The sequence below is a fragment of the Kitasatospora sp. NPDC101235 genome, assembly GCF_044767505.1.
In the GTDB taxonomy this organism is placed as follows: domain Bacteria; phylum Actinomycetota; class Actinomycetes; order Streptomycetales; family Streptomycetaceae; genus Kitasatospora.
On the sequence record NZ_JBIWNZ010000003.1, the window covers coordinates 453,549 to 478,916 of the forward strand.

Below are 25,368 nucleotides of genomic sequence, written 5' to 3' on the forward strand. Positions count from 1 at the left end.
CCGAATGCGGAGGGGACATCCGGTGCCACGAACACCGACACCGGGTGGAACGTCGTCTCCGGCTAGGCTCGTGCCCGTGGACGACCTGGCATCGACGAACCGAACGGACGGCGAGAACGGCGCGGCCGGGGCTCCGGCCGCGCCCGGACCGGAGGGCGCGCCCCTGCCCGGCGGAAGGGCCCAGCCGAAGACCGACAAGAGTGAGGCGACCCGGGCGCTGATCCTGGAGACGGCCATGCGGCTGTTCCAGGAACGGGGCTACGAGAAGACCACCATGCGCGCCATCGCCACCGAGGCCGGCGTCTCGGTGGGCAACGCGTACTACTACTTCGCGGCGAAGGAATTCCTGATCCAGGGGTTCTACGACCGGATGACCTACGACCACGCGGCCGACGCCAAGCGCCGCATGGCCCACACCCGGGACTTCTCCGAGCGGTTGCAGATCGCGCTGACCTCCTGGCTCGACACGGCCGCGCCGTACCACGAGTTCGCCGCGCAGTTCTTCCGCACCGCCGCCGACCCGACCAGCTCGCTGAGCCCGTTCTCCAACGAGTCCCACCCGGCCCGGGCGACCGCGGTCGAGCTGTTCCGCGACGTGCTCCAGGGCTCGGAGCTGGCGCCCAAACTGGACGCCGAACTGGTCGAACTGCTGCCGGACGTGCTCTGGCTGCACCTGATGATCGTGGTGCTCTACTGGGTCTTCGACCGCACCCCGGACACCGAACGGACCAGGGAGTTCGTCCGCCGCTCGACGCCGCTCGCGGCCCGGGTGATCAACCTGTCCCGCTACCGGGTCTTCCGGCCGATCGTCCGCGACGCCAAGGGCCTGATCCAGGACTTCATCCTGCCCACCATCGGCAAGACGGCGGTCAAGTAACGCCCGCCACAACGACGACGAGGAGGCCGGCCCGCGAACGGACCGGCCTCCCGCGTGCGTGCCCGGCCTCAGAATCCGTCCGGGTTCCAGGCGGCGAGCGGGGTGCGCAGCAGCAGGTCGGCAGCGGCCGCCGCGCCGGGGCGCGCCTCGGTGACCAGACCGGCCGCGGCCAGCCGCGGCACCGTCTCGCCGCCCAGGTAGAGCGAGCCCAGCGCCGAGGCGCCGAGCGCGAGGTCGGCGTCGTCGGTGGTCCGGGTGCAGCGGCCGGTGCCGTCCTCGGCCACCTCCAGCGCCCAACGGCCCGAGGCGTAGCCCAGCTTGTCGTCGACCTCCAGCACCACCCGCCCGGGGGCCCCGTACGTCCGGGCGTTGAACGCGGCCTCGACGTCCAGTACCCGCAGCCAGGTGAAGTCGGCGTTCTCGACGTACGGGGTGGCCGCACGCGGGTCCTGGAGCAGCAGCGGCAGCGGGTCGTCCGGGCCGAGGTTCTCCACCACGACCTTGCGCACCCAGTCGACGGCGAGGAGGAAGCGCCACAGCTCGGCGGTGGTCCCGCCGTCCAACGCCAGGAAGTCCTCGACGGTGAGCGTGCAGTTGGGATAGCTGCCGTCCCACTTGTCGTCGATCCGGTAGACCGCCAGGCCGGTGACCACGCCGTCGGCGTCCCGGTGGACGACCGCGAACGGCTCCTTGAAGTCGAAGCCCGGCACCTGGACCTCACCGGTGGTGCGCTGCCACCACAGCTCGTTGCGGTCGATCGCGCCCGGCTGGGTGCGCCGCCACCGCTCGTGCAGGTCCGCGCCCAGTTCGCGCAGCTCGGCCATGGTCACGAAGTCGATCCGGCCGCCGGGGACGACCGGCAGGCCGCCCCGCAGGCCGCGGGTGCGGTACAGGTCGACGTTCCAGCCGTGGCCGCGGGTGGCCGGGCCGAAGCCGAACCGGCCGTAGATGTTGTACTCGGCGGCGATCAGGATGGCGACCGGCGTGCCGCTCCCGGCGGCGGTCGCGAGGTCGCGCCGCATCATCGTGCCGAGCAGGCCGCGTCGGCGGTGGGTGGCGCTCACGGTGACGTTGGTGATGGCATCGGCGGTGATGACGGCCCCGCCCGGAACGGTCAACTCGGCGTCGAAGCTCCGGAAGGTGGCGATCTGGCGGTCGCCGTCGAAGCCGGCCAGCATCCGGCCCGGCTCCCACTGCCGACGGCGCAGATCCGCCGCGCTGCCCACGTGCGGGCGCAGGAAGCCGAGGGCGAGCGCGCGGTCCCAGGCCTCCACCTCGTCCTCGGAAACCGCCCGGATCCGCAGTCCGTTCACGGTGTCAACGGCCGTGTGATCGATGCTGTTGCCCATGCGGCCACCGTACGGCGGCCCCCCGGGGCACGGCATCCGATTTATTCCGTGCCCGACCCGGTGTGCTCGCCCGGCACCACCACCCAGTGGTTGGTGCGCAGGAGGCGGTCCGAGAAGTCCAGGTCCCGCTCGCCGAGCAACCGGAAGCCGAGCGCCCGGCAGATCCCGTTGGACGGTCCGTTGGTGGTCCCCGGGTTGGCGTGCACCTCGCCCCAGCGGCCGTCCTCGGCAGCGGCGTCCAGCACCAGACGCACGGCCGCCTTGGCCAGGCCTCGGCCCTGGTACTCGGGCAGCACCATCCAGCCGATCTCGGAGACCGTCGCGCCGTCCTCCTGGTCCGACCAGAGCGTGACGGTGCCCGCCGCCTCGCCGTCCCCGGCGCCGTCCGGCACGATCATCCTGATCCAGGAGCTGTCCGCGGCCACCTCGGCCAGGTCCTTGCGCAGCCGCGCCTCCACCCGCTCCCGGGGCAGCGGCCCGCCCAGTTCGGCCATCATCACCGGGTCGCAGCGCATCCGGACGTACGCCTCGGCGTCCCCCGCCCGAACATCCCGCAGTCGCATGACTCCTCCTCAGCACCGGTCCGGGCGGCCACGCTAACGCGGCCCACCGACATTGGCGCCCGGGCGGCCCGGGCTGGCATCCTCGTGCCGGTTCAGGTACGGACGATCCGTTTTCTGGGGGAGCCATGGAGGACCAGTACTTCCGCCGGTCGAAGGAGTGCGAGGGCCGGTCGCTGATGACGAAGGCCGCCGGCGGGCTGACCGTCGCCGGCTGGCTCTGGGCGCTCTGGCTGGTCTTCCTCCCGGGCGACGGACTCTGCGGCTCCCCGGCCTTCTACGAACCGACCGGCTTCCACATGGCGGAGGCCTGCGACTCCGAGATGATCGGCCGGATCGGCAGCGCGCTCGCCGTCCTCCTCGTGTCGCTCCCGTTCGCCGCCGCCTGGGGCTGGTCCGTCGTGCGACTGCGCGACAGCCGCAAGGCCCTGGCGGCCCTCGCCGGCCGGTAGCCGACGGGACGGCGCCGGAGCGCCCCCGGCCTCCCCGGCCCTAGGGACGGGCGTAGAAGTCCGGGGTGCCCATGATCCAGAGGCTGGCCTGTTTGATCGGCATGCCGGCCCGCGGGGCCTCGATCATCTGGTCGTCGCCGATGTAGAGGCCGACGTGGTGGATGTCGGCGGCGCGCCCGGTGTCGGTCCAGAAGACCAGGTCGCCGGGGCGCAGTTGGCGGTAGCCGATCGGGGTGCTCTGGGCGTACTGGTCGGCGGCGAAGTGGTTGAGCTGTCGGCCCCCCTCGCGCCACGCCATCATGGTCAGCCCGGAGCAGTCGTAGCCGCCCGGGCCCTCGCCGCCCCAGACGTAGGGCAGGCCGATCTTGGACTTGGCGAAGGCGATGGCGGCGGCCGCGCCCTCGGCGGACCACGGGCGGGCGGCGTGCGGCGCGGCCTCCGCTTTCCCGGCGGCCCGCTCGGCGGCGGCGCGGGCGGCGGTCTCGGCCCCGCGGGCGGTGGTCGCCTCCCGGGTCTCCCGGCGTCGGCGCTCCAGCTCGACGGTGGTGTTCCGGGCGGCGGCCAGCTCGGCGAGCAGCTGCTCGCGGCGCTGCTCGGCGGCGGCCACGTCGCTCTGCTGGGCGGCCAGCCGCTGCTCCGCCCGGGCCTTGGCCGCGCCGACCTCGGCGGCGGCCTTCCCGGCGGCCTCGGTGGCGGCCCGGGCGGCGGCGGAGGCGCTGCGGGCGGCGGCGGCCGTGGAGGTGGCGGCGTCCAGGATCTGCCGGGTGCGCTCGCTGACCTGGCCGACCGCGGCGGCGCGGTCGCCCGCCTCGCGCGGGCCGTGGGCACCGAGCAGGGCGTTGAGGGCGGACAGTTCGGCGCCCGCGCCCTGCCGGTACGTCTCGGCCGCGAGCCGGGCCGCGTCCTCGGCGGCGGCCGCCCGCTCGGTCTCGGCGGCGGCGGCGCGCTGCGCGGCGGCGTCCTCCTCGGCGCGGGCCCGGGTGAGGGCGAGCCGGGCGCCGTTGTAGGCCTCGACGGCCTGTTCGACGGCGTGCCCGGCCCGGTCCAGCTCGGCCCGGGCGGCGGTGAGCGCGGACTCCAGGGCGGCGGCCGAGGAGGCCTCGTCCTCGGCGCCGGCCCGGGCCCGGTCGATCTCCTCGGTGGTCGGGTACGGCGCCCCTCCCCCGGCCCGGCCGGCCGCCGGTTCGCCGGCAGGCGGCCCGCCGGTCGCCGGGGTGGCCTGGACGGCGGGGAGCAGCCCGAGCAGGGCGGTGAGGGACAACAGGAGGGTCGGCAGGATCCTGCGCGCCACGCGACATCCCTTCTCACGGGTCCGGAGGGGACGGCGTCGGACGGCGCACGGCGTACGGGCAGAAGGCGGCCCGGGGGCGGCGGGAAGTCCGACGAATCATCCCATCACGTGACAGAACGGTCACATGACGCCCATGTTCTCAATTCCGGCGGCCTTCACGCCCGGAAAGTGCTCCGCTGGTCGGGTGACTATCGGATGATCCGACTGCGCCTCAACTCCGACGGGGCGCATGAGGAGCAGGTCGGCGAGGCAGGCGGGAAGCGAGCGCGCAGCGGCGGACTACCGGCTGATCCGGCGGGTGTGCGTCCGCAGCCGGTGGTGCCGCTCGGGCCGGCTCTCCAGTCCGGTCGGACCGGCGACGACGGCCCGACTGCGCCCGGCCCGGACGGTCCGGCGGCGCTGCTGCGCCAGGCGGGAGCGGACCGGACCGGCCTCGGCCGGCTCCGACACCGGGCCCGCCGCGCCCGGCGCCTTCCCCTCCGCCCCGGCCGCCGCCGAGCGGCGGTCGGCCAGCCGGGCCTGACGGCGGGCCAGCGCCCGGGCCGCGTGCGCGTCGAGGTGGGCGGTGGCCCGGGCGGCCATCCGCTCGGCCACCCGGTGCGCGGCCGGGTGGTTGACGGGCACCTTGTCGGGCGCCCCGGCGATCAGGTCGAAGAGCCAGGTGCGGGCGCGGTCCGCATGCCGGTGCAGCAGGCGTTCGCGCCGCAGCGCACGTGCCCGGCGACGCGGGCGCGTGGCGTATCGCCAGCGGGCCCACGGGCTGCTCGGGCGGGCCAGCCGGACCGCCCCGATCCAGGACAGGCCGGGGACCATGATCCCGAGCAGTCCGGTCCACACCTTGCCCTTGAACAGGGTGATCACCGAGGCCAGCGCGTTCACCGAGATGATCGTGATCAGGCCCCACCTGGTCTCCTCGCCGGGCACCACGCCGAGCGGCACGTACCCGACCAGCAGCAGGGAGGTGAACAGGATGCCGAAGATCACCGCGTCCACCGACTTGCGGCCCTGTTCGCTCCAGTACACGTCGTCCAGGTGCAGGATCAGCGCGAACTCGTCCAGCACCAGGCCGCAGCCGATGCCGAAGGCCAGCCCGAACCAGTTGATCCACGGGTGCCCGCCGTAGGTGGCGAACACCCCGATGCCGCCGAGCAGCAGGAAGCCCAGGCCGAACACCATGTGGTGGATGTGCAGCCCGCCGGGGGTCACGTTGCCCGGCCACCAGCGCACCTTGGCGCGGATCATCCGGACGCTGAACCGGATGAATACGAAGGAGACGATGAATCCGACCAGCAGCAGGAACAGCGGTTGCTTGTGCGTGGCGACGATGTGGTCGCGGTAGCCGTCCAGCAGTGTCGTCATGGGTCTTACCTTCGTTCCTGGTCCTGCGTCCTGCCTGCCGCAACGTGGCCCGGGGCACACATCGGCCCCAACACCGGGCCGACGCCCGGTCAGAACCCTCGAGTTCGCTTGGCCGCCCGGCGCGGCATGGCCGGGTAGAGCGACGGGCGCTCGGCGCCGACCGGCAGCTTCATGAACAGGCGGGCGATCTCCCCACCCAGGTTCACCCCGATCGCCAGCGCCATCGCGATCGCCGCCGCCCGGAAGACCGACACCAGGCCGGCGCTGGAGTGCCCCTGGGCGAAGGCGAGCATCCCGAGGTAGAGCGCCGAACCGGGCATCAGCGGGCCGATCGCGGCGGTCACGTACGGCAGCGCCGAACCGTTGCGGTAGCGCGCCATCAGCTGGCCGAAGAGGCCGACCAGCCCGGCCGCCACGCCGGTCGCCGCGATCGGGTTGACACCCGCGTTGTACACCAGCGCGCCGTAGCTGGCCCAGCCGATGCCGCTGTTGACGGTGACCAGGGCCAGCGTGCGGCGGTCGGTCTGGAGCAGCGTCGCGAAGGCCAGGGTCAGCACCATCGCGGCGACCATCTGGACCGGCGGGTAGCTGACGCCCGCCAGGCTCTCGTCCGGGCGCAGGTTCGCCTCGAAGCCGACCCCCAGGTAGAGGATCACCATCACCCCGATCACGATGCCCGCGACCAGGTAGATCACTTCCAGCAATCGGGCCGCGGCGGTGATGTAGAAGCCGGTCAGGCCGTCCTGTACGGCGGCGACCAGGGCGCGCCCGGGCAGCAGGGCGAACAGGCCGCCGGTGATCACGACCGAGCCGCGCAGGCCCCAGTCGTTGAACGAGAGGATGATGCCGGAGGCGGCAGCCGGCATGGCGGCCGCCACGAACTGGTAGAACTCCGGCAGCCGGCGCCGGGCCAGCGCGGAGGCCAGCCGGTCGCCGAGGACGGCCGCGACGAAGGCGCTCGCGAACACCAGCCAGGCCTTGTCGTCCATCCGCCCACCGACCAGGAAGGTCGCCGCGCCGGCCAGCAGGCCGGTGGTCAGGGCGAGGAACCAGGCCGGGTACGGGTGCCGGTTGCGGCGGATCACCGCGAGCCGGCGGTAGGCGTCGTTGACCGTCACCTTCTCCGCGGTGATGTCCGCGACCAGCGCGTACACCGCGTCGAGCCGGGTGTAGTCGGAGGTGCGGCGGCGCACCACGCGGTCGGCGGTGACCGGCGGCTCGACCAGCGAGGGCTGGTACGAGATGCCGATCAGGGTGAAGGTGACCTGCGGCTCGCAGCGGTCCAGCCGGTAGGCGTGCGCGATGCCGAGCATCGCCGCCTCGACGTCCTCGGCAGCCTCACCGCTGGCCAGCAGCAGCTCGCCGATGCGCAGCGTCAGGTCGAGGATGCGCGGGACGTTGCGGGTGGCGGCCGCGGAGGGGTGCAGTTCGCGGGCGGTGCGCTCGAAGGCGGGCCGCTCCGACATCGGGGTGCGCAGCAGGGTGCGCATCCGGTCCGGCCAGGGCGCCTCGCCCGGGGCACCGGCGGTCAGGTCCGGGACCGGGATGCCGGTGGGCGGGGTGTAGCCGGCCGCCCGCCACTCCTCGGGGGTGAGGGTGTCCTCGGCGACCGAACGGCGGCGGACCGGACGCTCGGCCTCGGGGCGGCCCGGGGCCGGCACCGGCTCGGGGGCCGGCTCGGGGGCCAGCAGGCCCTTGGTCTCCGGGACGGGCGGGGCGAGCGGGACGATGGTGGTGGGCTCGACCGGCGGGGCGGGGTGGCCGAGCAGGCCCTCGGTGGGCGGGGCCTCGGCGGGGTGCACCGGCTTCGGGGGTGCCTGCCGCGCCTGTCGGACCGCCCGGCCTCCCCTCGCCCGCTTGCCCGCACCCGGTCGGCCCCGCTTAGGCACTTCCGCTCCTTGCCACCCCTGGTGGCCGCCGGCCACCGTTCGATCTCGGGTTACACCTTGCCTGATCGAACAGCCGGACGCACATGTACGCGGCGTCGCGTGGCCGGAGCGGCGGACGCCTACCCGGCGCGGTGGCGGTCGGCGGGGGCCGCGCCGGAGCGGCGGGCCCGCAGCAGCTCGATCGCCACCGGGACCACCGAGACCAGCACGATGCCGACCAGGATCGCCTCGATGTTGTCCCGGACGAACGGGATCTGCCCCAGGAAGTAGCCGAGCACGGTGACGCCGCCGCCCCACAGCACGCCGCCGACCAGGTTGAACACCACGAAGCCGCGGTAGTTCATCCTGCTCACCCCGGCGACGATCGGGGTGAAGGTGCGCACGATCGGCACGAAGCGGGCCAGCACGATCGCCTTGGGCCCGTGCCGGTCGAAGAAGGCGGCGGCCTTCTCGACGTTCTCCTGCTTGAAGACCCGGGAGTCGGGCCGGCGGAAGAGGCTCGGGCCGACCTTGCGGCCGAAGAGGTAGCCGACCTGGTCCCCGGCCACCGCGGCAACCACGATCAGCGCGCAGACCAGCCAGAGCGGCTGGTGCAGGTAGGTGCCGCCGGCCACCAGCAGGCCGGTGGTGAACAGCAGCGAGTCACCCGGCAGGAAGAAGCCGATCAGCAGGCCGGACTCGGCGAAGACGACGGCCAGGATGCCGATCAGGCCGAAGGTGGAGATCAGGGTGGTCGGATCGAGCCAGGACGGGCCGAGGGCGAGGCTGGTCACGGTGCGGGCACTCCGGGGGTCGGGTCTTGGCAATGAAACAGTAAAGCATTGACAAAGACTCGGTTCGGGGCCGGAAGGTTCCCGACCGGGAGCGCGGACGGCCCCGGCGGGGGCCCCGGAGGGCCGGCCCGCCGGGGCCGCGGCGCGGTCGAGGGTTGTGGTCAGAGCCCGTAGCGCTCGACGATCTCCTCGTGCCGGGCGAGGTCCGCGCCGGCCGCCTTGGCCAGCTCCGGCCAGGCGAGCGGGTGCGGCCAGCCGCCGGTCAGCCGGTGCAGCAGGGCGTCGGCCTCGGCGGCCGAGGCGGTCGGCGGGACACCGAGGGCCGCGTAGACGCCGGGCAGGGTGTCGCCGTCCTCCGCCGGGTCGGTGATCCGGTACTGGTCCCCGCTGTACACCCAGACCGCGTACCCGGCCTCGTGCAGTTCCTCGCGCAGGGCCGACCACGGCTCGTCGCCGGGCCGGCCGCCGTCGATCCAGTACGTGGTGTACCCGGCCGGGTCGAGCAGGGTGAGCAGCCCGAACACCGGGCGCCAGTGCTGACGCTCCTCCTCGGGGGCGTCCTCGGCCGGCGGGCGCTCCAGCAGGGCCGGGGCGAAGACCACCACGTCGCCGTGGTTGAGCGTCAGGTCGTCGCCGAGCACCGGCAGGATGCGGGCGGTGGCCGGGCCCGTCCGGAGGGCGGGCAGGTCGGACGTCGCACCGTTGGTGCGGGTGGCGCGGATGGTGACCAGCTGCCACTCCTCGTCCACCGGGCCCTCGGGCTCGTCGAACTCGATGTCGAGCAGCGCGCCGGTGGAGCGGACCACGGCCCAGTCCCGGTTGGCGCTGGCCGCGGTGATCAGGTGCCACAGGTCCGGCTCCTGGACCGTCCGGTGGCCGTCCTCGTCGCCGGCGTCCCCGGCCGGCACTGCGCGCTCCAGCAGCTCCAGGTACAGCCGCTGCGCGGTGGCGTGGTCGCCCAGCTCGGTGGCGGCGTGGGCGGCGAGGCGGCGGGTGTTGAGCACCTCGTCGTCCAGCGCCAGGATCACCCGGCACTGCTCCAGCGCCTCGGCCCAGCGGCCCTCGGCGGCGGCCCAGCGGGCACGTATCCAGTGCCCGTCGGCCGGGGCGGAGACGGCCACCCGGTCGGCGAGGCGGCGTACGCCCTCGGAGTCCCGGGCCTCGATCAGCATCTCGCCGAGCGCGCCGGTCAGCTCGCGGTCCGCCGGATCGTCCTCCACGTACCGCCACAGCAGGTCGGCCGCGGCACGGGCGTGGCCGAGGCCGCCCAGCACGGTGGCCAGGAGCACTGCCAGTTCGGTGGCGCCGGCCTGCTCACCCCGGTACCGGTCCAGGGCGACGGAGAGCAGGTCGGCGCCGGTCTCGTAGGGCACCTGGATCTCGGCCAGGTGCGCCGTCAGCTCGCCCGGCGGGACGGGCAGCTCGGGCTCCGGCAGCGCCTCGGCGGCGGCGCGCAGCGCCGCGACCTCCTCCGACACGCCGTCGGTGCGGCGCAACCGGGTGAGCTTACGCTCCCCCGTCGCGGCGAGGGTCAGCGCCACCGTGCGGGCGCCGCGGGCGAGTGCGAGCCGACCCGCCGCCAGCAGCAGGTCCACGCACGGGCGGTGCGCGCCGACGCCGTCCAGGTAGCCGACCCAGCCGGCCAGTACGGCGCCCAGCTCGGCGTCGTTCTCCCGGGCGCCGGCCGCGACCAGAAGCTCGACCGTCTGCGTCCAGGCGCCGCGCAGGTCGGCGTGCTTCTCGGCCTCGGCCCGCCCGGGCAGCAGGGCGAGCGCCTCCTCGGTGCGGCCGAGTGCGGCGAGCGCGCGGGCCCGCAGCAGGGCGCCCCAGCGCTGGTCGCGCTCGTCCAGCCGGCGCCCCTGCGCCTGCTCGGCCCGCTCGGCGGTGTCCAGCAGCTCCAGCACGTCCTCGTGCCGGCCCAGCAGGTGCAGGGTGCCGGCCCGGGCCTGGTGGAAGCGGAGCGAGACCGGCTGGCCGGCCGCCCGCATCCGGTTGGCCGCGGAGTCCAGGTAGTCCAGCGCCTCGGCCGCCCGGCCGTCGTCCTCCAGGGCGTCGGAGTACTCGCGGGAGAGGCAGTCGTAGCAGGCCCGGGCGGGCTCGATCCGGTCCAGCGTCTCGCCGACCACGGCGAGGCGCTCGGCCACGTACCCCGGCCCGTCGACCCGGGCGTGGCAGATCGCGAAGTCCTGCACCACGCAGACGGACTGCGGGCAGCCCGCCGTCTCCTCCCGGTGTGCGAAGTCCAGCAGGTCGACCGCCTCGGGCAGCACCGCCTCGCCCTGCTGGCGCTTGTTCAGCAGGTTCTGCATCCGCCAGTGCCGCAGGTAGACCTCGACCCAGGGCAGGCCGAGCGCCCGGGCGGCGGCGACCGCCTCCGGGTAGAGCGCGTCCAGCTGCTCGTTGCGCCCCTCGGTGGCGTGCTCGGGCAGCTCGATGATGGCGTCGGCCAGCCGGTGGTGGCCGGCCTCGGCCAGCTGCCGGTGGGTGTCGCGCACCCAGGCCCAGATGTCGGTGGTCATAACTGTTCCCCCTGCGTCGTGCTGATGAGTTGTCTACCGCACACCCCTGACAATCCGTCCGTCACGACTCCTCCGCGAGGGCGCCTGGGCTGTCCGGGACCTCCGGCAGGCCGGCCGGGACGGCGGCGGTCAGGGCGGAGACCGCGGTGCCGATGCCGGTCAGCGCCGCGGTGAGGTCGCCCTCGGAGGGGCCGGACGAGGCCGCGGCCATGATCACCTTGATCGAGCGGAGCAGCCCGGCCGCGGTCGCGCTGCCGGTGTGCCCGCGGCGGTAGGCGGCGAGCAGGTCCTGGACCGCCGGACTGGCCAGGTTGAGGTAGAGCCGGGCCCGGACCCCACCGTCGGTGCGGGCCGTGAAGGCGCGGGCCAGCCGCAGGGCGGCGGACGGTATCCGGGCGTCCGCCTGGTCGTCCTCGATCCGGGCCTTCAACTCGGCCTCGCGGTCCGGCACCAGCACCAGCGGCAGGCCGGGCGGGTCGAAGCGGGCCGGGACGAGCTGCTCGCCCGGGTCGGCGAGGGCGCCGGCCAGCCAGGCCGACTCGTGCTCCGGCAGCGGGCGCTCCGGATCGCGGAACAGCTCGCGGTTGCCCTGCTCGCTGCCCAGCTCGACCACCCGGCAGCCGCGCAGCTGGGCGTAGCGGCGCAGGAACGGCAGGACGGCGTAGCGGTCGCCGCGCGCGATCGGCACCCGCATCGCCCGGTACAGCATCTCCTCGAAACCGCCGCCGCTGCCGAGCGCGACGTGCACCGCGCCGCCTCCCGCCGCGCGCAGCGCGCCGGCCGTGAGGTCGCCCTGCGAGGTGGGCACCGGGACGTCGTCGGCGAGCAGGGTGAACAGCCGATCGTCGCAGAGCGCGGCGCCGAGCAGGTCGTTGCCGTGCCGGGTGAGGATGCGGCGCCACGCGGCGGGCCGCAGCCGGGCGGTCTCGTACAGGCCGTCCACGATGGCGTCGGTGAGGACCTTCCGGAGCGCGTGGTAGTGCTCGTCGCGTTGGAGGTCCTCGCGGCTGGCGGTGGGGGTGAGCCGGTTGGACTCGACCACGCCGCCGATGAACCCGGCCCAGCGGGGCAGCAGGTCGCGGGCGTCCTCGGCGAGCAGCATGCCGCGCAGGTAGACGGCGAGGTCGCGGTTGTCGCTGCTGCCGTAGGTGCCGCCGTCCTGGACCCAGAGCAGACCGGCCGCGTCGGTGACGCCCTCGACCGGGTGCACCGGGAAGGCGGTGAGCGGCTCGAAGCGGCGGCCGAAGGCGGTGGCGAAGCGCATCCGGGCGGCGTACTGCTCACCGTCCGAGGGGCTGCCCGAGTCGTCTCGGCCGGGGGCCGGGGTGGACGGCGGGAGGGCCGATCGCCGCCAGGGCACCTCGACGGAGTTGACCGGCCGCTCGTCCTCGCCGACGTGGACCGGGATCGGCAGCAGCACGCAGTAGCGGCCGAGCACGTCGCGCAGGACGTCCTCGTCGGCGAGGTGGCCGTGCTCGGCCTTGAGCGCCAGCTCGACCACCGTGCCGGGGCGGGGCCGGGCGGGCACCGGCTCGACCTGGTACTGCTCGCCGCCGCGGCTGCGGTAGCGGTGCCCGAGCAGCGGCTCGCGGTGCGAGGTGGTGGTGACGGTGACCTCGTCGGCGATCGAGAAGGCGGAGAGGAAGCCCAGGCCGAAGGCGCCGATCAGCTCCTGGTTGCCGGTCAGTTCGCGCAGCATCCGGGTGTAGCCGGTGCCGACGGTGGCCAGGTAGGAGTGGATCTCGGGTTCGGTGAGGCCGGCGCCGGTGTCCTCGATGGCGACGGTCCGCCGGGCGGCGTCGGCGCGCACCCGGATCAGCGGGCGGTGGTCGCCGTCCGGGTCCTCCAGGAGCCGTCGGGTGTGCGAGTCGTGCGCGTTCTGGACGAGTTCGCGCAGCGCGACCAGCGGGGTGGAGTAGAGGTGGGTGGCGAGGACGTTCACCAGGCCGCCGAGATCGACCTCGGTCGTGCGCAGCTCCTCGGCGGGGGTGGGCTCGGGCGGGGCACCATCAGACATGGGTCCCCAGTGTGCCAGTGCGACTATCTGGCGACCATTTCTTTCTTCTTGACGCCTTCCTGACGGAATGACGAAATGACGGAATACGGTCAACTCTTAATTGACCGATCCTCCACTGTCGGGGGAATTGCCACCCGGTCGGTGAATTCGTCCACTCCCCGCACGCCCGCGGCCGGCCCCGCCCCGGGGCCCCGCTCAGGAGAGACCCAGCACCGCCCGGCCGAGCCGCAGCAGGCAGTCCCCGAGGTCCGGCCGGGCGCTGTGCGGACGGTTCCGCACCCCGTCGTTGACCAGCGCGAACAGCGCGTGCACCCGGATCCGGGCGGTCGCCGCGTCACACGTGGGGTGCACCTGCCGCAGCAGCCCGACCCAGGTGCGCAGGAAGTCCCGCCGGAAGTCCACCGCGGCCCGGCGGTCGGGCGGGGCCAGCCGCTCCGTCTCGCTGAGCATCGCACCCAGGTAGTCCCCGTTGCGCAGCGCGAAGCCGACGTACGCGCCCAGCCCGGCCTCGAGCGCCGCCCCGGGCCCGGAGGCGGCCGCGATCGCGCCGTCCACCTCGTGCCGGAGCCGCTCGCGGCTGCGCACCAGCGAGGCGGCGAGCAGTCCGGCCTTGCTGTCGAAGTGCCGGTACACGCTGGGGCCGGAGATGCCGACGGCGGCGCCGAGCTGGTCGGTGCTGACGTTGTCGAAGCCGCGCTGGTGGAACAGCCGCACGGCCGCCGCGAGCAGCTCCTCCCGGCGCGCCCGCGGCCCGGGTTCCGGCACCGGTACGGCGGCGGGCCCTGCGACCGCGCCCTCCAGGCAGGCCCCGAGGACGGCCGCGACCATCTCGCGCAGCAGCGCCTCGGCCCGTCGGGGCTGCGGCGCCGCCGACTGGTAGGAGAGCCCGGCGCAGGCCGAGAGCGCCGACCAGCAGAGCAACTCGGCGTCCCCTGTGGCGAGTTCCGGCCGTTCCGCGCGCAGCACGGCGACCATCAGGGCGACGTCGGCGCGCAGTTCGCGGCGCAGCGCCGCCCGCCGGGCCGGCGGCAGCAGCCGGGCGTCGCGCTGCACCAGGGTGCCGAGCGGGCGGTGGTGGACCGCGACGGCGGCCAGCGCGGTGCCGAGCTCGGCGGTGGTGCGGGCCGGGCGCAGTCCTTCGGCGAGCGCGTCCAGGCCCAACCGCACAGCGCGGTCGAGCAGTTCGGGCTTGCCACGGAAGTGCCGGTAGAGCGCGGGCGCGGTGATGCCGACGCCGGCGGCGACCTCGGTCATCGAGACCTGGTGGTAGCCGCTGCGATGGAAGCGGTCGGCGGCCACGGCCAGGATCTGGGCGCGCCGCCCGGGCGGCCGTCGGACCACCATCGCGAGCCCCCTCCCCCTCGGCCGGGTACCGGTCCGGTACCGGAGCGGCATCGACGGAAGGCTAGCAAGGATTCACTTCGCACCCCCGTCGACCGCGCTCCCCATGCCTTCTGACGGCTGGCCCACTCTGGACAGCCGAAGCTACCCCGGATTAACTTGTGGGGCCATCACCAGGCACGTTCCGCCCCGGCCGGCAGCCCCGGCCGGCGCCGTCGAAGGGAGCGCCGCCGTGCGCCGCACCGTGTTCAACGAGGACCACGAGGCCTTCCGGGAGACCATCCGGGACTTCATCGCCAACGAGGTCGTCCCGGTCTACGAGAGCTGGGAGGCCGAGGGCCACCCGCCGCGCGACTTCTACCGGCAGCTCGGCGCACTCGGCGTCTACGGCATCGAGGTGCCGGAGGAGTACGGCGGCGCGGGCGAGAGCGGGTTCAAGTACCAGGCGGTGATCGCCGAGGAGACCGCCCGGGCGGGCGTGAGCTTCGGCTCCTCCGGCGTGCACACCGGCCTGGTGCTGCCGTACCTGCTGGAGTACGCGAACGAGGAGCAGAAGCGGCGCTGGCTGCCCGGCTTCGTCTCCGGCGACATCATGACCGCGATCGCGATGACCGAGCCCGGCGCCGGCTCCGACCTCGCGGGCATCTCCACCACCGCGAGGCTCTCCGAGGACGGCACCCACTACGTCCTGAACGGCGCCAAGACCTTCATCACCGGCGGCGTGCTGGCCGACCTCGTCCTGGTGGTCTGCCGCACCGCCCCGTACGACCCGGAGAACCGCCGGGCCGGGCTCTCCATCCTCTGCGTGGACACCTCCTCCGAGGGCTACACCGTCGGCCGCAAGCTCCAGAAGATCGGCCTGCGCACCTCGGACACCGCCGAGCTGGCGTTCAGCGACGTCCGGGTGCCGGTGGAGAACCTGCTCGGCGAGGAGGGCAGGGCCTTCTCCTACCTGACCCACAACCTGGTGCAGGAGCGGCTGGCGATCGCCGTCGGCGCGTACGCGGCGGCCGCGGCGGCGGTGCGGTTCGCGGTGCAGTACGTCAAGGACCGCAAGGTGTTCGGCAAGGCGGTGGCCGAGTTCCAGAACACCAAGTTCACCCTGGCCGACTGCGAGGCCCAGGTGGTGGCGCAGCAGTCGATGGTGGACCGGGCGCTGGAGCTGTACCAGAGCGGCGGGCTGACCGTCGCGGACGCGGCCGCGGTGAAGCTGTTCTGCACCGAGTCTGCCTCCACCGTGATCGACAAGTGCCTCCAGCTGCACGGCGGTTACGGCTACATCCTGGAGTACCCGATCGCCCGGCTCTACACCGACAACCGGGTGTTCCGGATCTACGGCGGCACCAGCGAGGTCATGCGCAGCATCATCGCCAAGTCACTGGGGCTGTAGGCCCGTCCGGGTCCGACGGCGCGGCGGGCCGCACCCCCTGGCCGCACGCTCTGGCGACCCGCCTCGCCGCTGCCGGCCGGGTGGGCTCAGTTGGGCGAGCTGTGCTCGGCGCGCCAGGCCTCCCAGCCCGCCGCGGACGCCACCTTCGCCTCCCGCAGGGCCCGCTGGGCGAGCGCGGTCGGCGGGGTGTCCAGGCCTCGCACCCAGCTGCGCCCGGCCGCGATCAGCGCCGCGCACACCACCACCGTCCCGGCCGCACTGAGCGCGGCGCCGATCGCGGTGAGCGCCACGCCGCCGGTCAGCAACGGGCGGTTGACCCGGAACCCGGGAATGACTCTGTCGTTGGTCGCCATGCCTCCACGATGCGGGCAGCCGGCGGAGCCTGCACCTCGGACTGCTCGGCCCGGGTCGCTCCGGGTGCGGGAGGCCCGGACGTCCGCGACCCTGGGCACACGGAGTGAGGAGGCGGCGCGATGCCCGATCTCGAACAGCTCGCCGTGGAGCACGCCGCCCTTGCGGCCGAGAGCCCGCACGGGCGCAGCGCCCACCTGGTGCTGCACGACGGGATCCTGCGGCAGACCGTGATCGCGCTGACCGCGGGCACCGCGCTGGACGAGCACAACCCGCCCACCGCGGGCAGCGTCCAGGTCCTGCGCGGCCGGGTCTCGCTGACCATCGCCGGACGGCGGCTGGAACTGCCGGCCGGCCGCCTGGAGCCCGTCCCGCAGGAGCGGCACGGGCTGCTGGCACACGTCGACTCGGTGGTGCTGCTGACGGCCGTCACCGCGTAGCGGACCCGGCCTCCGCGGGGCTGAACACGCTGTCGCCGACCAACCGCAGCCCACGCAGGAAGTCCCGTCCGCTGGGGGCGAGTTCGGGCGCGGCCAGCCACTGGGCGCAGTAGCCGGCCAGCAGGGTCTGGTAGAAGGCGCCGCGGACGACCTCCTCCTCGGTGTCCGGCACCTCGGGCAGCCCCTGGAAGACCGCGGCCAGCCCGAGCCGGCCCTCCTTCTGCGCCGCCGCGAAGGCCTCCGCCAGTTCGGGGGCGTGTCCGGCCTGGGCGAGCGCCTCGAACTGGGCCGCCCAGAGCCCGCGGTGCTCGACGAAGACGTCCCGCAGGCCGTCCCAGACGGCCGCGAAGCGCGCCCCGGGGTCGTCCGACACCTGGTTGGCGGCGATCACCACCGCACCCAGGGCCTCCCCCATCTCCCCGATCGCCTCGATCATCGCCGCGTTGAGCAGCGCCTCCTTCGAGCCGAAGTGGTAGCCGATCGCGGCCAGGCTGACGCCGGAGGCGGTCGCGACGTCGCGGGCGGTGGTGCGCCCGTAGCCCTTCTCGTACAGGCAGCGCTTGGCGCCGGCCATCAGGTCTTCGCGGTTTCCCATGCCTCGATCCTACGGAAGCCCTGGACGAATGTCTCGCACGATCGTCTTGCACGAGCGATTTACACATACGTACTAGACAAACGTCTTACTCATCCGTACCGTCTTCCCCATGACCGCAACCACCGGCCGCGCAGGCCGTCGCGAATGGATCGGCCTGGCCGTCCTCCTGCTCCCGACCCTCGTCCTCACCATGGACATGGGCGTGCTCTTCTTCGCCGTCCCGTACATCTCCACCACGCTGGCGCCCAGCGGCACCCAGCAGCTGTGGATCATGGACATGTACTCGTTCCTGCTGGCCGGGCTGCTCATCACGATGGGCGCGCTGGGCGACCGGATCGGCCGCCGCCGGCTGCTGATGATCGGCGCCGCCGGCTTCGCGGGCGCCTCGCTGCTGGCCGCCTGGTCGCACGACGCAGGCCAGCTGATCGCGGCCCGCGCGGTGCTCGGCGCCGCCGGGGCCACCGTGATGCCCTCGACCCTCGCTCTGATCCGCAACATGTTCCACGACCCCAAGCAGCGGCAGATCGCGCTCGGCGCCTGGGGAGGCGTCCTCACCGCCGGGGCCACCCTCGGCCCGGTCGCCGGCGGCCTGCTGCTGGAGCACTTCTGGTGGGGCTCGGCCTTCCTGCTCGCCGTCCCGGTGATGGCCCTGGTGCTGCTGACCGCGCCCGTCCTGCTCCCCGAGTACCGCTCCACCGGCCGCACCGGGCGCTTCGACCTGCTCGGCGCCGCGCTCTCGCTGGCCGCGATCCTGCCGCTGGTCTACGGCATCAAGACGGTCGCCGTCGAGGGCTGGAGCCTGCCGCCCGGGCTCGCCGTCCCCGCCGGACTGCTGCTGGCCGGCGCGTTCGTCCGGCGCCAGCGCACCGCCGCGAACCCGCTGCTCGACCTGAGCCTGTTCCGGATCCGCACCTTCAGCGGCGCGATCAGCGTCAACACCGTCGCGATGTTCGCGATGATGGGCTTCGCCCTCTTCACCTCGCAGTACCTCCAGCTGGTCAAGGGCATGAACCCGCTGACCGCCTCGCTCTGGTCTCTGGTGCCGAGCCTGGGCGTCGGCGCGGCGGTCGGCATCAGCTCGGCGCTGGCCGGCAGGGTCCGCCCGGCAGTGCTGATGGGCGGCGGCTTCCTGGTCGGCTCGGCGGGCTTCGCGATGATGACCCTGGTCGGCCCGCACTCCCCGCTGGCGCTCGTCCTCACCGCGGCGGGCGTACTGGCCGCCGGGACCGTCGGCACCATGACGATGACCGCCGAGATGGTCGTCTCCGCCGCCCCGGTCGAGCAGGCCGGCGCCGCCTCCGCCACCTCCGAGACCGCCGTGGAGCTCGGCAGCTCGCTCGGCATCGCCCTGCTCGGCGCGGCCGGCGCCGCGGTCTACCGCCACCAGCTGGACGGCACCCTCCCGGCCGGCGTCGACGGCGAGGCCGCCCGGACCGCCCAGGACACCCTCGGCGGTGCGGTCACCGTCGCCGCCCACCTGCCCGGCCGGCTCGGCGCCGACCTGCTGGAGACCGCCCGCACCGCCTTCACCGACGGCCTGCACGTCGCCGCCGTGGTCGGTCTGCTCTTCGCCCTGGGCGCCGCGGTCCTGGCCTACCGCCTGATGCGCCACCTCCCGGCCGCCGCCCCCACGCCCACGCCCGAGGCCGTCGCCGCCTGACCCACCCGGCCCGATCCACGCGAGTCATCGAGAGCCCCCGCCCGTCCCGGGCGGGGGCTCTCCGCCGTTGCGGAGGCCGCCACCCGCCGCGGCCACCTGCCGGCCCGGCTGCCGCGCCTCCACCCGGAGGTGGACCGCGGTGGTCCACCCCCGGGTGCGTGTGCCGACGGCCCACCGGGAGGACCGTGGAGGCACACCTCGGATCCGACCTCCGGGAGCCCCTGATGCCCCTGCCCGCCCTCCTCTCCCTCCTCGGCGTCCTCTGCTGGATCGCCTACGAGCTGCTGCTGCGCCGGCGCGAGGACGCCTCCGCCGGCACCTGGCACGCCGACCGCCGCGACCGCGGGTCGACCCGGCTGCTGCTCGGCTGCTACGTGGTGTCGGCCCTGGTCGTGGTGCTGTTCGACCGCGCGGAGATCGGCGAACTGCCCGGCTGGGCAGGCTGGTTCGGGGTGGCCATGGTGGCCGCCGGGCTGGCGCTGCGGGCCTGGGGCATGCGCACCCTGGGCCGCTACTACACCCGCACCCTGCGCACCGTGGACGCCCAGCCCCTGGTCCGCACCGGCCCGTACCGGCTGATCCGGCACCCCGGTTACGCCGGCAGCCTGCTGGTCTGGATCGGCTACGCGGCCGGCACCGGCAGCTGGGCGGCCGCCCTGGTGGTCGCGGCGCTGCTCCTGGCCGCGTACGGCCGGCGGATCTCCGCCGAGGAGCGGATGCTGCTGGACGCCTTCGGCAGCGAGTACGCGCAGTACCGTCGGGTGTCGAAGCGTCTGGTGCCGTTCGTCCACTGATCGCACCGCCGCGGGCGGAGGGTGTGAGCTTCGGCACCCGCAATCGCCCGGATGGGCGCCACGGCGCTCGCGATCCGCTCGAACGGCACCTGGTTTTTGGCCAGCGTTTCCCGGCTGGTGTATCCGTTCTCCGTCAGGGCCAGGCATACTGGCCAGCACGGGCGCTAGCGCCCGCCACGACTCTAGACAAGAAGGGACCGGTGGCCAGGGATGCTGCGGAACGGTCTTGAGCCCTGGCACATTCTCGTGGTGCTGGCGGTCGTCATCCTGCTGTTCGGATCGAAGAAGCTGCCCGAGATGGCCCGCGGCCTGGGCAAGTCCATGCGCATCCTGAAGGCCGAGACGAAGGCCATGCGCGAGGAGGACACCCCGGCGGACGCCACCGCCGCCGGCACCGCGCAGAGCACCGCCGCTCCCCAGCAGAGCGCCGACCGCCCGGCCGTCACGCCGACCAACGTGACCAAGGCCGCCGAGACCAAGCGGCCCGAGACGACCGCCTGAGTCCCCCTCTTCTCCGGAAAGCCCCTGGTGAGCCACCAGGGGCTTTCCGCCGTTCCGGGCCGGTGGGGGGACGCTCCGGCCGCACGACCGTCGACTGGCCGTCCGATCTGATCCGTTGTCTCCTGGTATGCACCCACCGGAGGAACGGAGTCCCGGCATGCCGACCGACCAGCCCGGCGACGAACTGGCCGAGCTGCGGGCCCGGCTGAGCGCGGTCGAGGCCCAGGAGGCACGGCTCGCCGACCAGTTGGCGGCCGGGCCGGCACGGCACCCGCCCCGGCACCGGGTGCGCGCCTTCTTCTCCGCCCTGCTGATCGTGCTGGCCTGCGTGCTCACCCCGCTGGGCGCCCTCGCGCTCTGGGCGAGGTCCGAGATCAGCGACACCGACCGCTACCTCGCGACCATGGCCCCGCTGGCCAAGGACCCACGGGTCAAGGCTGCCGTCGCCGACCGGGTGACCGCCGAAATCATGAAGAAGCTCCCGCTCGAATCGCTGCTCGACGGCGTCGCCCCGGCCGACAGGCCCAAGCTCGACGCCCTGCTGGGCGGCATCGGCCAGGCCCTGGACAGCGGACTCGGCGGCTTCGTCCACACCGAGGTCGAACGGCTCGTGGACAGCGACGCCTTCACCACCCTCTGGACGGACGTCAACCGGCAGGCGCACGCCGCCGTCGAGAAGATGGTGACCGGGCAGGGCGGCGGCGCCGTCGAGGTCCACAACGACACGGTGCTGCTCGACCTCGCCCCGGTGATCGCCCGGGTGAAGTCCGCACTGGTGGACCGGGGGCTCCCGCTGGCCTCCCGGATCCCGGAGATCCACACCTCCTACCCGCTGGTGCAGTCCGATGCCCTCCCAGAAGTCCGCACCACCCTGCGGGTGCTGGACCTGGCCGGCTTCTGGGTGCCGGTGCTGGCCGGCGCCTGCGCGCTCGGCGGGGTGCTGCTCGCGACGCGGCGCCGCCGGGCGGTGGTGGCGGCGGCCCTCGGCATGGCGGGCGGGGCGCTGCTGCTGGGCATCGGGCTGAGCGTGTTCCGGGCCGTCTACCTGGACCGGCTCCCGGCCGACGTCGACCAGGGGGCCGCCCAGGCGGTGTACGACACCCTGGTGCGGTACCTGCGCTCGGCCGTCCGGGTGGTGGTCACCCTCGGCCTGCTGGTCGCGCTCGGCGCCTGGGTCACCGGCGGCGGACGGTGGGCGCGCACCGTCCGCGGCGGCTGGCACGCCGGGCTGGGCGCGGTGCGGCGGGTGGCCGAACGGGCCGGGCTGCGACTCGGGCCGGTCGGCCGGTTCGTCCACCGCTGGAAGGCCGCGCTGGGCTGGCTGGCGGTCGCGCTCGCGGCGCTGGCCTTCGTGCTGTGGAACTACCCGACGGTGCTGGTGACGCTCTGTCTGGCGCTCGGACTGGTCGCCGTGCTGGCGGTGCTGGAGCTGCTGGACGAGCCGGGGCCGGCGGAGCGGCCGGAGGGAGGAGCCGCGGTCTCGGCCTGAGGGACGATCACGCGGGGCCCAGGGCCGCCCTGGGGTCGGCAGGGTGTGGGGAACGACGTGGAGGGGCTCGCGGCTGCTGCTGCGGCCCGCGCTGATCGGCTCCGGGCTGGGGTACCTGCTGCTGGCGGGCCGTCCGCAGGCCCTGACGGCGACGGACTGGGCGGTCGCCGTGTGCGCGCTGCTGCTCGCGGCGCTCGGCGGGCGCCTGCCGCTCGCGGTGGCGCTCGGGCAGTGCGCGCTGACCGTGCCGGCCGTGGCGCACGCCGTGCAGGTGGAGGTCAAGGTCGGCGTGGCCGCGGCCTTCTTCGAACTGGCCGTACGGCGACCTGACGGTGGCCGGGGAGGCGGCGGACGGTTCCCGGGCGGTCGAGCTCGCGGTGCGGCTGCGGCCCGACGTGGTGCTGATGGACCTGCACATGCCGGGGACGGACGGCATCGCGGCGACGGCTCGGCTGCTGTCCCGTCTTCCCTCGGCCCGGGTCGTGGTGCTGACCACCTTCGATGACGACGACCGGCTCTACCCGGCCCTGGCCGCCGGCGCCTGCGACTTCCTCGCCAAGGACGTCGAGCCGGGCGCGGTCCTGGACGCCGTCCGGCGGGCGGCGGCGGGCGACAGCCCGTACAGCCCGGCGGTGCTGCGGCGGGTGGTGGCCCGGGCGGCGGAGGACTGGGCGGGGGCGGAGCGGCGGGCGGTGCTGGCCATCCGGCGGGGCTCGCCTGATCGGAGCAGGCGAACGGGCGGACGGGGCCGGGTGCGGGGCAGGCTGGGCAGGATGTCCGAGAACCCGCCCCCGCCGCCCGTCGACCTGCGGGCCTGGTTCTGGCTGCTGGGCGCGTCCACGCTGTTGATGGCCGGATACTTCACGCTGCCACTGGAGTGGCTGGGCGAGCGCCGGCCGCGGCTGAGCTGGCTGGTGTTCGCGGGGGCACTGGTCGGGATGAGCTGGCTGATGCTGGCCAAGATCATCGGAGTGATGCGGGGCACCGCCAGACGGCCGGTGGTCTGGCTGGCCTTCCTGATCTTCCTGGCGCTGACCATCTTCGCGACGACGTACTACGTGCTCGGCTCGCACAAGGCGGAGTTCGCCGGGCTGGAGACCCGGCTGGACGCGCTGTACTTCACCATCGTGACGATGGCGACGGTGGGGTACGGGGACATCACGCCGGCGGGGCAGACGGCGCGGCTCGTGGTGATGCTCCAGATCGGGTACAACTTCGTGTTCCTCGCGGCGGCCGCCGGGACCGCGTCCCAGGCGATCCGCGGGAACGTCGAGCGAAGGGTCCGGAAGCAGGACTGAGTCCGGCACGGCGGGCGGTGCGCGGACGGCACGTACCGGACGGGCCGGACGATCCGGCACAGTGCCGGGCCGGCCTCGGCGTGACGGGAGCGGGAAGCCGGACGGGCCGGCTTCCCGGTCCTTCGACAGGTCCGTCCACAGCCTGTGGACAAACCTGTGTCAACCTCGGGACGTGTCGATGACGCAGAAGCGGTTGCCCTCGGTGTCGGCGAGGACCACGAAATCGGGGTCCTCCGGGTAGCGCTTCCAGTCGACCCGCTCCGCACCGAGGGCGACCAGGCGGTCCACCTCGGCGGCCTGGTCGGCGGCGTCGCCGGCGTGCAGGTCGAGGTGGACGCGCGGCTCCTCCTGGACGGGGGACTCGCTCAGGCCCAGGGCGAGTTGCACACCACCGCTCCCGCCCCCGGCGGGGACGAGGACCGTCCAGTCGTCCTCGACCAGGCCGCCGCGCGGCACGTAGTCGAGGGCGGCCGTCCAGAAGGCGACGGCGCGGGGCATGTCGGAGACACCGAGCGCGAGGGAACCGATCGTCAGCATGGCGCCATTGTGGCGTTCGAGCGACGCGCACGGACACGGAACGGCCATGGGCACGGATCCGCGTCCGCGGAGGCGGCGACCGGGCCTGTCAGTCGTCCTGGAGGTCGGCGGCGGTGTGCAGGGTGGCGAACAGGGCGGAGAGGCGGGCGTTCCAGTTGGCGTAGGTCGGAACGTCGATGGCGTGCTTCTTGCCCATGTCCCGGACCACCTTCTGGGCGTTCCTGAGCTCCTGCGCGGCGTCGTCCGGGTTGCCCTCGTTGAGGCGGGCGGCGGTGGCGTCGAGGATCTTCAGCAGGTCCGTCTGCTTGTCCCGCTCCTTGTTGACCTGGGCCTGGGCGACGGCCTGGCGGAAGGACTGGATCTGCAGCGCGGCGGGCTGGTTGCGCGGGACGGCCGCGGTGGAGGCCGGGGGCGCCGAGGGGGTGGTGGGCGCCGCCGAGGTCGCGGTCGCGGAGGCCTTCGGGGTGGGCGTCGCGGCCGGGGTGGTGGGGGCGGTGGCCGCGGCGGGCTTGGCGGCGGCCGCGTTGCCGGCCGGTTCGTCGAAGGCGGTGAGGGCCAGCGCGGTGACGCCGGCCAGGCCCGCCACGCCCAACGCCCCGAACACCAGCGGCTTCCGGCGGCTGCGGGCAGGAGCGGGCGCGGGCGCGGGGGCGGGTGCCCGGACGGGGATCGGCGCCATCACCGAGGTGGCGGCCGGCGGCTGGGGCGGCAGCACCGTGGTGTGCTGCTGGTTCGGCGCCGGGGAGAAGGGGACGGGCGGGAGCAGCTGGGTGGCGGCCCCCGCGGCCCCCGCGCCCGCGAGCAGCTCGGCGGTCGGGTCGCCGACCGCCGGCCCCGCGACGGTGCCGAGGATCTCGGCCCGGGCGGCGGCCGCGTCGGCCGGGCGGTCGGCCGGGTTCTTGGCCAGCAGCCGCAGCACCGCCGCGTCCAGTGCGGGCGGCAGGCCCGGGCGGCGGGTGGACGGCGCCGGCGGCTGCTCGCTGACGTGCTTGAAGGCGATCGCCACCGGGGTCTCGGCGGTGAAGGGGGTCGCGCCGGTGAGCATCTCGGTGAGCACGCAGCCGACCGCGTACAGGTCGGTCCGCCCGTCCAGCGCCGAGGCGGTGGCCTGCTCGGGCGAGAGGTAGGCGGCCGTACCGAGCACGCTCGCGGTCTGGGTCAGGTTGCTGGAGGAGCCCGCCCGGGCGATGCCGAAGTCGACGACCTTCACCCCGCCGGCGTCGGTGATCATGATGTTCCCGGGCTTGATGTCCCGGTGCACCAGCCCGGCCGCGTGCGCGACGGACAGCGCCTCGCAGACCGCCGCCGCGATGCCGACGGCACGCTCCACCGGCAGGGTCCCCTGCTCGGCCAGCAGGGCGGCCAGCGAACGGCCGTTGACCAGCTCCATGACGATGAACGGGGTTCCCTGGTCCACCCCCGAGTCGAAGACCATGACGATCCCCGGGTGCACCAGCATGGCCGCGTGCTGGGCCTCGCGGCTGAAGCGCTCGGCGAAGCGGGGGTCGTCGGCGAGGCCCCCGTTGAGGACCTTGACGGCCACCTGACGGCCCAGCACCCGGTCCACGCCGCGCCAGACGGTGGCCATGCCGCCGACGCCGAGCATGTCGACGAGTTCGTAACGCCCGTTCAGCGCCCGTCCGATCACCTGGAGCTCCCCTCACGTGCCCTGCCCGGGGTCCCGGGCCGCCTCGTGCACCTGTGCACGATAGCCGCACCGTCGAACCGGCCGGCCAGGGGCGGAGGGTGGCGGTCGGGGGACCGGGCAGCGGTCCCCCGGCCGCCGGCACGGGGGTGGGGGCCCCCCCGGCGGCCGGCGGGGGGGCCGCCGCGGTGCGGGGCCGGCGCGGGCGCGGCGGGGCCGGGGGGGGGCGCCCCGGCCGGGC

At 74.4% G+C, this 25,368-nt stretch carries 22 protein-coding genes; 9 read left to right on the plus strand and 13 right to left on the minus strand.

Going from position 1 to position 25,368, the window contains the following annotated elements:
• The first annotated feature begins 76 nt into the window (after nucleotides 1–76).
• On the plus strand, nucleotides 77–877 hold the full coding sequence (locus ACIRRH_RS08250; RefSeq protein WP_403063394.1) for a TetR family transcriptional regulator: 801 nt from the start codon (nucleotides 77–79) through the stop codon (nucleotides 875–877).
• 68 nt (nucleotides 878–945) lie between these two features.
• On the opposite strand, the gene ACIRRH_RS08255 is transcribed toward ACIRRH_RS08250, so the two are convergent.
• A complete protein-coding gene (locus ACIRRH_RS08255) occupies nucleotides 946–2,226 on the minus strand; it encodes a GNAT family N-acetyltransferase (RefSeq protein WP_403063397.1) in 1,281 nt (426 codons plus the stop codon).
• 41 nt (nucleotides 2,227–2,267) lie between these two features.
• Nucleotides 2,268–2,789, minus strand: coding sequence for a GNAT family N-acetyltransferase (locus ACIRRH_RS08260; RefSeq protein ID WP_403063400.1), 522 nt, complete (start codon nucleotides 2,787–2,789; stop codon nucleotides 2,268–2,270).
• 125 nt (nucleotides 2,790–2,914) lie between these two features.
• Between ACIRRH_RS08260 and ACIRRH_RS08265 the strand changes: the two genes are divergently transcribed.
• Nucleotides 2,915–3,238, plus strand: a complete 324-nt coding sequence (locus ACIRRH_RS08265; protein WP_403063403.1) for a hypothetical protein — start codon at nucleotides 2,915–2,917, stop codon at nucleotides 3,236–3,238.
• A 40-nt stretch (nucleotides 3,239–3,278) separates the two neighbouring features.
• Here the strand turns inward: ACIRRH_RS08265 and ACIRRH_RS08270 are convergent, their stop codons facing one another.
• The 7 genes from ACIRRH_RS08270 to ACIRRH_RS08300 form a co-directional block, all read right to left on the minus strand.
• Complete coding sequence (locus ACIRRH_RS08270) at nucleotides 3,279–4,529, minus strand: C40 family peptidase (RefSeq protein ID WP_403063406.1); 1,251 nt, start codon at nucleotides 4,527–4,529, stop codon at nucleotides 3,279–3,281.
• A gap of 279 nt (nucleotides 4,530–4,808) precedes the next feature.
• Complete coding sequence (locus ACIRRH_RS08275) at nucleotides 4,809–5,888, minus strand: hypothetical protein (protein ID WP_403063409.1); 1,080 nt, start codon at nucleotides 5,886–5,888, stop codon at nucleotides 4,809–4,811.
• 89 nt (nucleotides 5,889–5,977) lie between these two features.
• Nucleotides 5,978–7,777 carry a threonine/serine exporter family protein gene (locus ACIRRH_RS08280; protein WP_403063412.1) on the minus strand — a complete coding sequence of 600 codons (1,800 nt, stop codon included), beginning with the start codon at nucleotides 7,775–7,777 and terminating at the stop codon, nucleotides 5,978–5,980.
• A 119-nt stretch (nucleotides 7,778–7,896) separates the two neighbouring features.
• Nucleotides 7,897–8,550, minus strand: coding sequence for a DedA family protein (locus tag ACIRRH_RS08285; RefSeq protein ID WP_403063415.1), 654 nt, complete (start codon nucleotides 8,548–8,550; stop codon nucleotides 7,897–7,899).
• 161 nt (nucleotides 8,551–8,711) lie between these two features.
• On the minus strand, nucleotides 8,712–11,069 hold the full coding sequence (locus ACIRRH_RS08290) for a hypothetical protein (protein ID WP_403063418.1): 2,358 nt from the start codon (nucleotides 11,067–11,069) through the stop codon (nucleotides 8,712–8,714).
• Nucleotides 11,070–11,130: 61 nt separating this feature from the next.
• A complete protein-coding gene (locus tag ACIRRH_RS08295) occupies nucleotides 11,131–13,086 on the minus strand; it encodes an ATP-binding protein (RefSeq protein WP_403063421.1) in 1,956 nt (651 codons plus the stop codon).
• A 195-nt stretch (nucleotides 13,087–13,281) separates the two neighbouring features.
• A complete protein-coding gene (locus tag ACIRRH_RS08300) occupies nucleotides 13,282–14,430 on the minus strand; it encodes a TetR/AcrR family transcriptional regulator (RefSeq protein ID WP_403063424.1) in 1,149 nt (382 codons plus the stop codon).
• A gap of 229 nt (nucleotides 14,431–14,659) precedes the next feature.
• Here ACIRRH_RS08300 and ACIRRH_RS08305 point away from each other — a divergent pair, with 229 nt between their 5' ends.
• Nucleotides 14,660–15,817 (plus strand): acyl-CoA dehydrogenase family protein, encoded by a 1,158-nt coding sequence (locus tag ACIRRH_RS08305; RefSeq protein WP_403063427.1) that lies wholly within the window; start codon nucleotides 14,660–14,662, stop codon nucleotides 15,815–15,817.
• Nucleotides 15,818–15,903: 86 nt separating this feature from the next.
• Here the strand turns inward: ACIRRH_RS08305 and ACIRRH_RS08310 are convergent, their stop codons facing one another.
• Nucleotides 15,904–16,170: a hypothetical protein gene (locus tag ACIRRH_RS08310; protein ID WP_403063430.1), complete on the minus strand. Its 267-nt coding sequence runs from the start codon at nucleotides 16,168–16,170 to the stop codon at nucleotides 15,904–15,906.
• 120 nt (nucleotides 16,171–16,290) lie between these two features.
• Between ACIRRH_RS08310 and ACIRRH_RS08315 the strand changes: the two genes are divergently transcribed.
• Entirely contained in the window at nucleotides 16,291–16,608 is a 318-nt protein-coding gene (locus ACIRRH_RS08315; RefSeq protein ID WP_188299973.1) for a cupin, read from the plus strand.
• Here ACIRRH_RS08315 and ACIRRH_RS08320 read toward each other — a convergent pair.
• Nucleotides 16,598–17,203: a TetR/AcrR family transcriptional regulator gene (locus ACIRRH_RS08320; RefSeq protein WP_403063432.1), complete on the minus strand. Its 606-nt coding sequence runs from the start codon at nucleotides 17,201–17,203 to the stop codon at nucleotides 16,598–16,600. The two genes, ACIRRH_RS08315 and ACIRRH_RS08320, sit on opposite strands and share 11 nt — an antisense overlap.
• Before the next feature lie 109 nt (nucleotides 17,204–17,312).
• On the opposite strand from ACIRRH_RS08320, the gene ACIRRH_RS08325 reads away from it, so the two are divergent.
• The 5 genes from ACIRRH_RS08325 to ACIRRH_RS08345 all read left to right on the plus strand — a co-directional run bounded on the left by ACIRRH_RS08325 (nucleotide 17,313) and on the right by ACIRRH_RS08345 (nucleotide 22,945).
• On the plus strand, nucleotides 17,313–18,863 hold the full coding sequence (locus ACIRRH_RS08325; protein WP_403063435.1) for an MFS transporter: 1,551 nt from the start codon (nucleotides 17,313–17,315) through the stop codon (nucleotides 18,861–18,863).
• A gap of 224 nt (nucleotides 18,864–19,087) precedes the next feature.
• Nucleotides 19,088–19,657: a methyltransferase family protein gene (locus tag ACIRRH_RS08330; protein WP_403063438.1), complete on the plus strand. Its 570-nt coding sequence runs from the start codon at nucleotides 19,088–19,090 to the stop codon at nucleotides 19,655–19,657.
• Nucleotides 19,658–19,867: 210 nt separating this feature from the next.
• Nucleotides 19,868–20,158: a Sec-independent protein translocase subunit TatA gene (gene tatA, locus ACIRRH_RS08335; RefSeq protein ID WP_403063441.1), complete on the plus strand. Its 291-nt coding sequence runs from the start codon at nucleotides 19,868–19,870 to the stop codon at nucleotides 20,156–20,158.
• Between the two features lie 157 nt (nucleotides 20,159–20,315).
• On the plus strand, nucleotides 20,316–21,647 hold the full coding sequence (locus ACIRRH_RS08340; RefSeq protein ID WP_403063444.1) for a hypothetical protein: 1,332 nt from the start codon (nucleotides 20,316–20,318) through the stop codon (nucleotides 21,645–21,647).
• Nucleotides 21,648–21,979: 332 nt separating this feature from the next.
• Nucleotides 21,980–22,945: a response regulator gene (locus ACIRRH_RS08345; RefSeq protein ID WP_403063447.1), complete on the plus strand. Its 966-nt coding sequence runs from the start codon at nucleotides 21,980–21,982 to the stop codon at nucleotides 22,943–22,945.
• Nucleotides 22,946–23,104: 159 nt separating this feature from the next.
• Here ACIRRH_RS08345 and ACIRRH_RS08350 read toward each other — a convergent pair whose 3' ends face one another.
• A complete protein-coding gene (locus ACIRRH_RS08350) occupies nucleotides 23,105–23,482 on the minus strand; it encodes a VOC family protein (protein WP_403063450.1) in 378 nt (125 codons plus the stop codon).
• Between the two features lie 88 nt (nucleotides 23,483–23,570).
• Nucleotides 23,571–25,130, minus strand: coding sequence for a protein kinase (locus ACIRRH_RS08355; protein ID WP_403063453.1), 1,560 nt, complete (start codon nucleotides 25,128–25,130; stop codon nucleotides 23,571–23,573).
• Nucleotides 25,131–25,368: the final 238 nt, after the last annotated feature.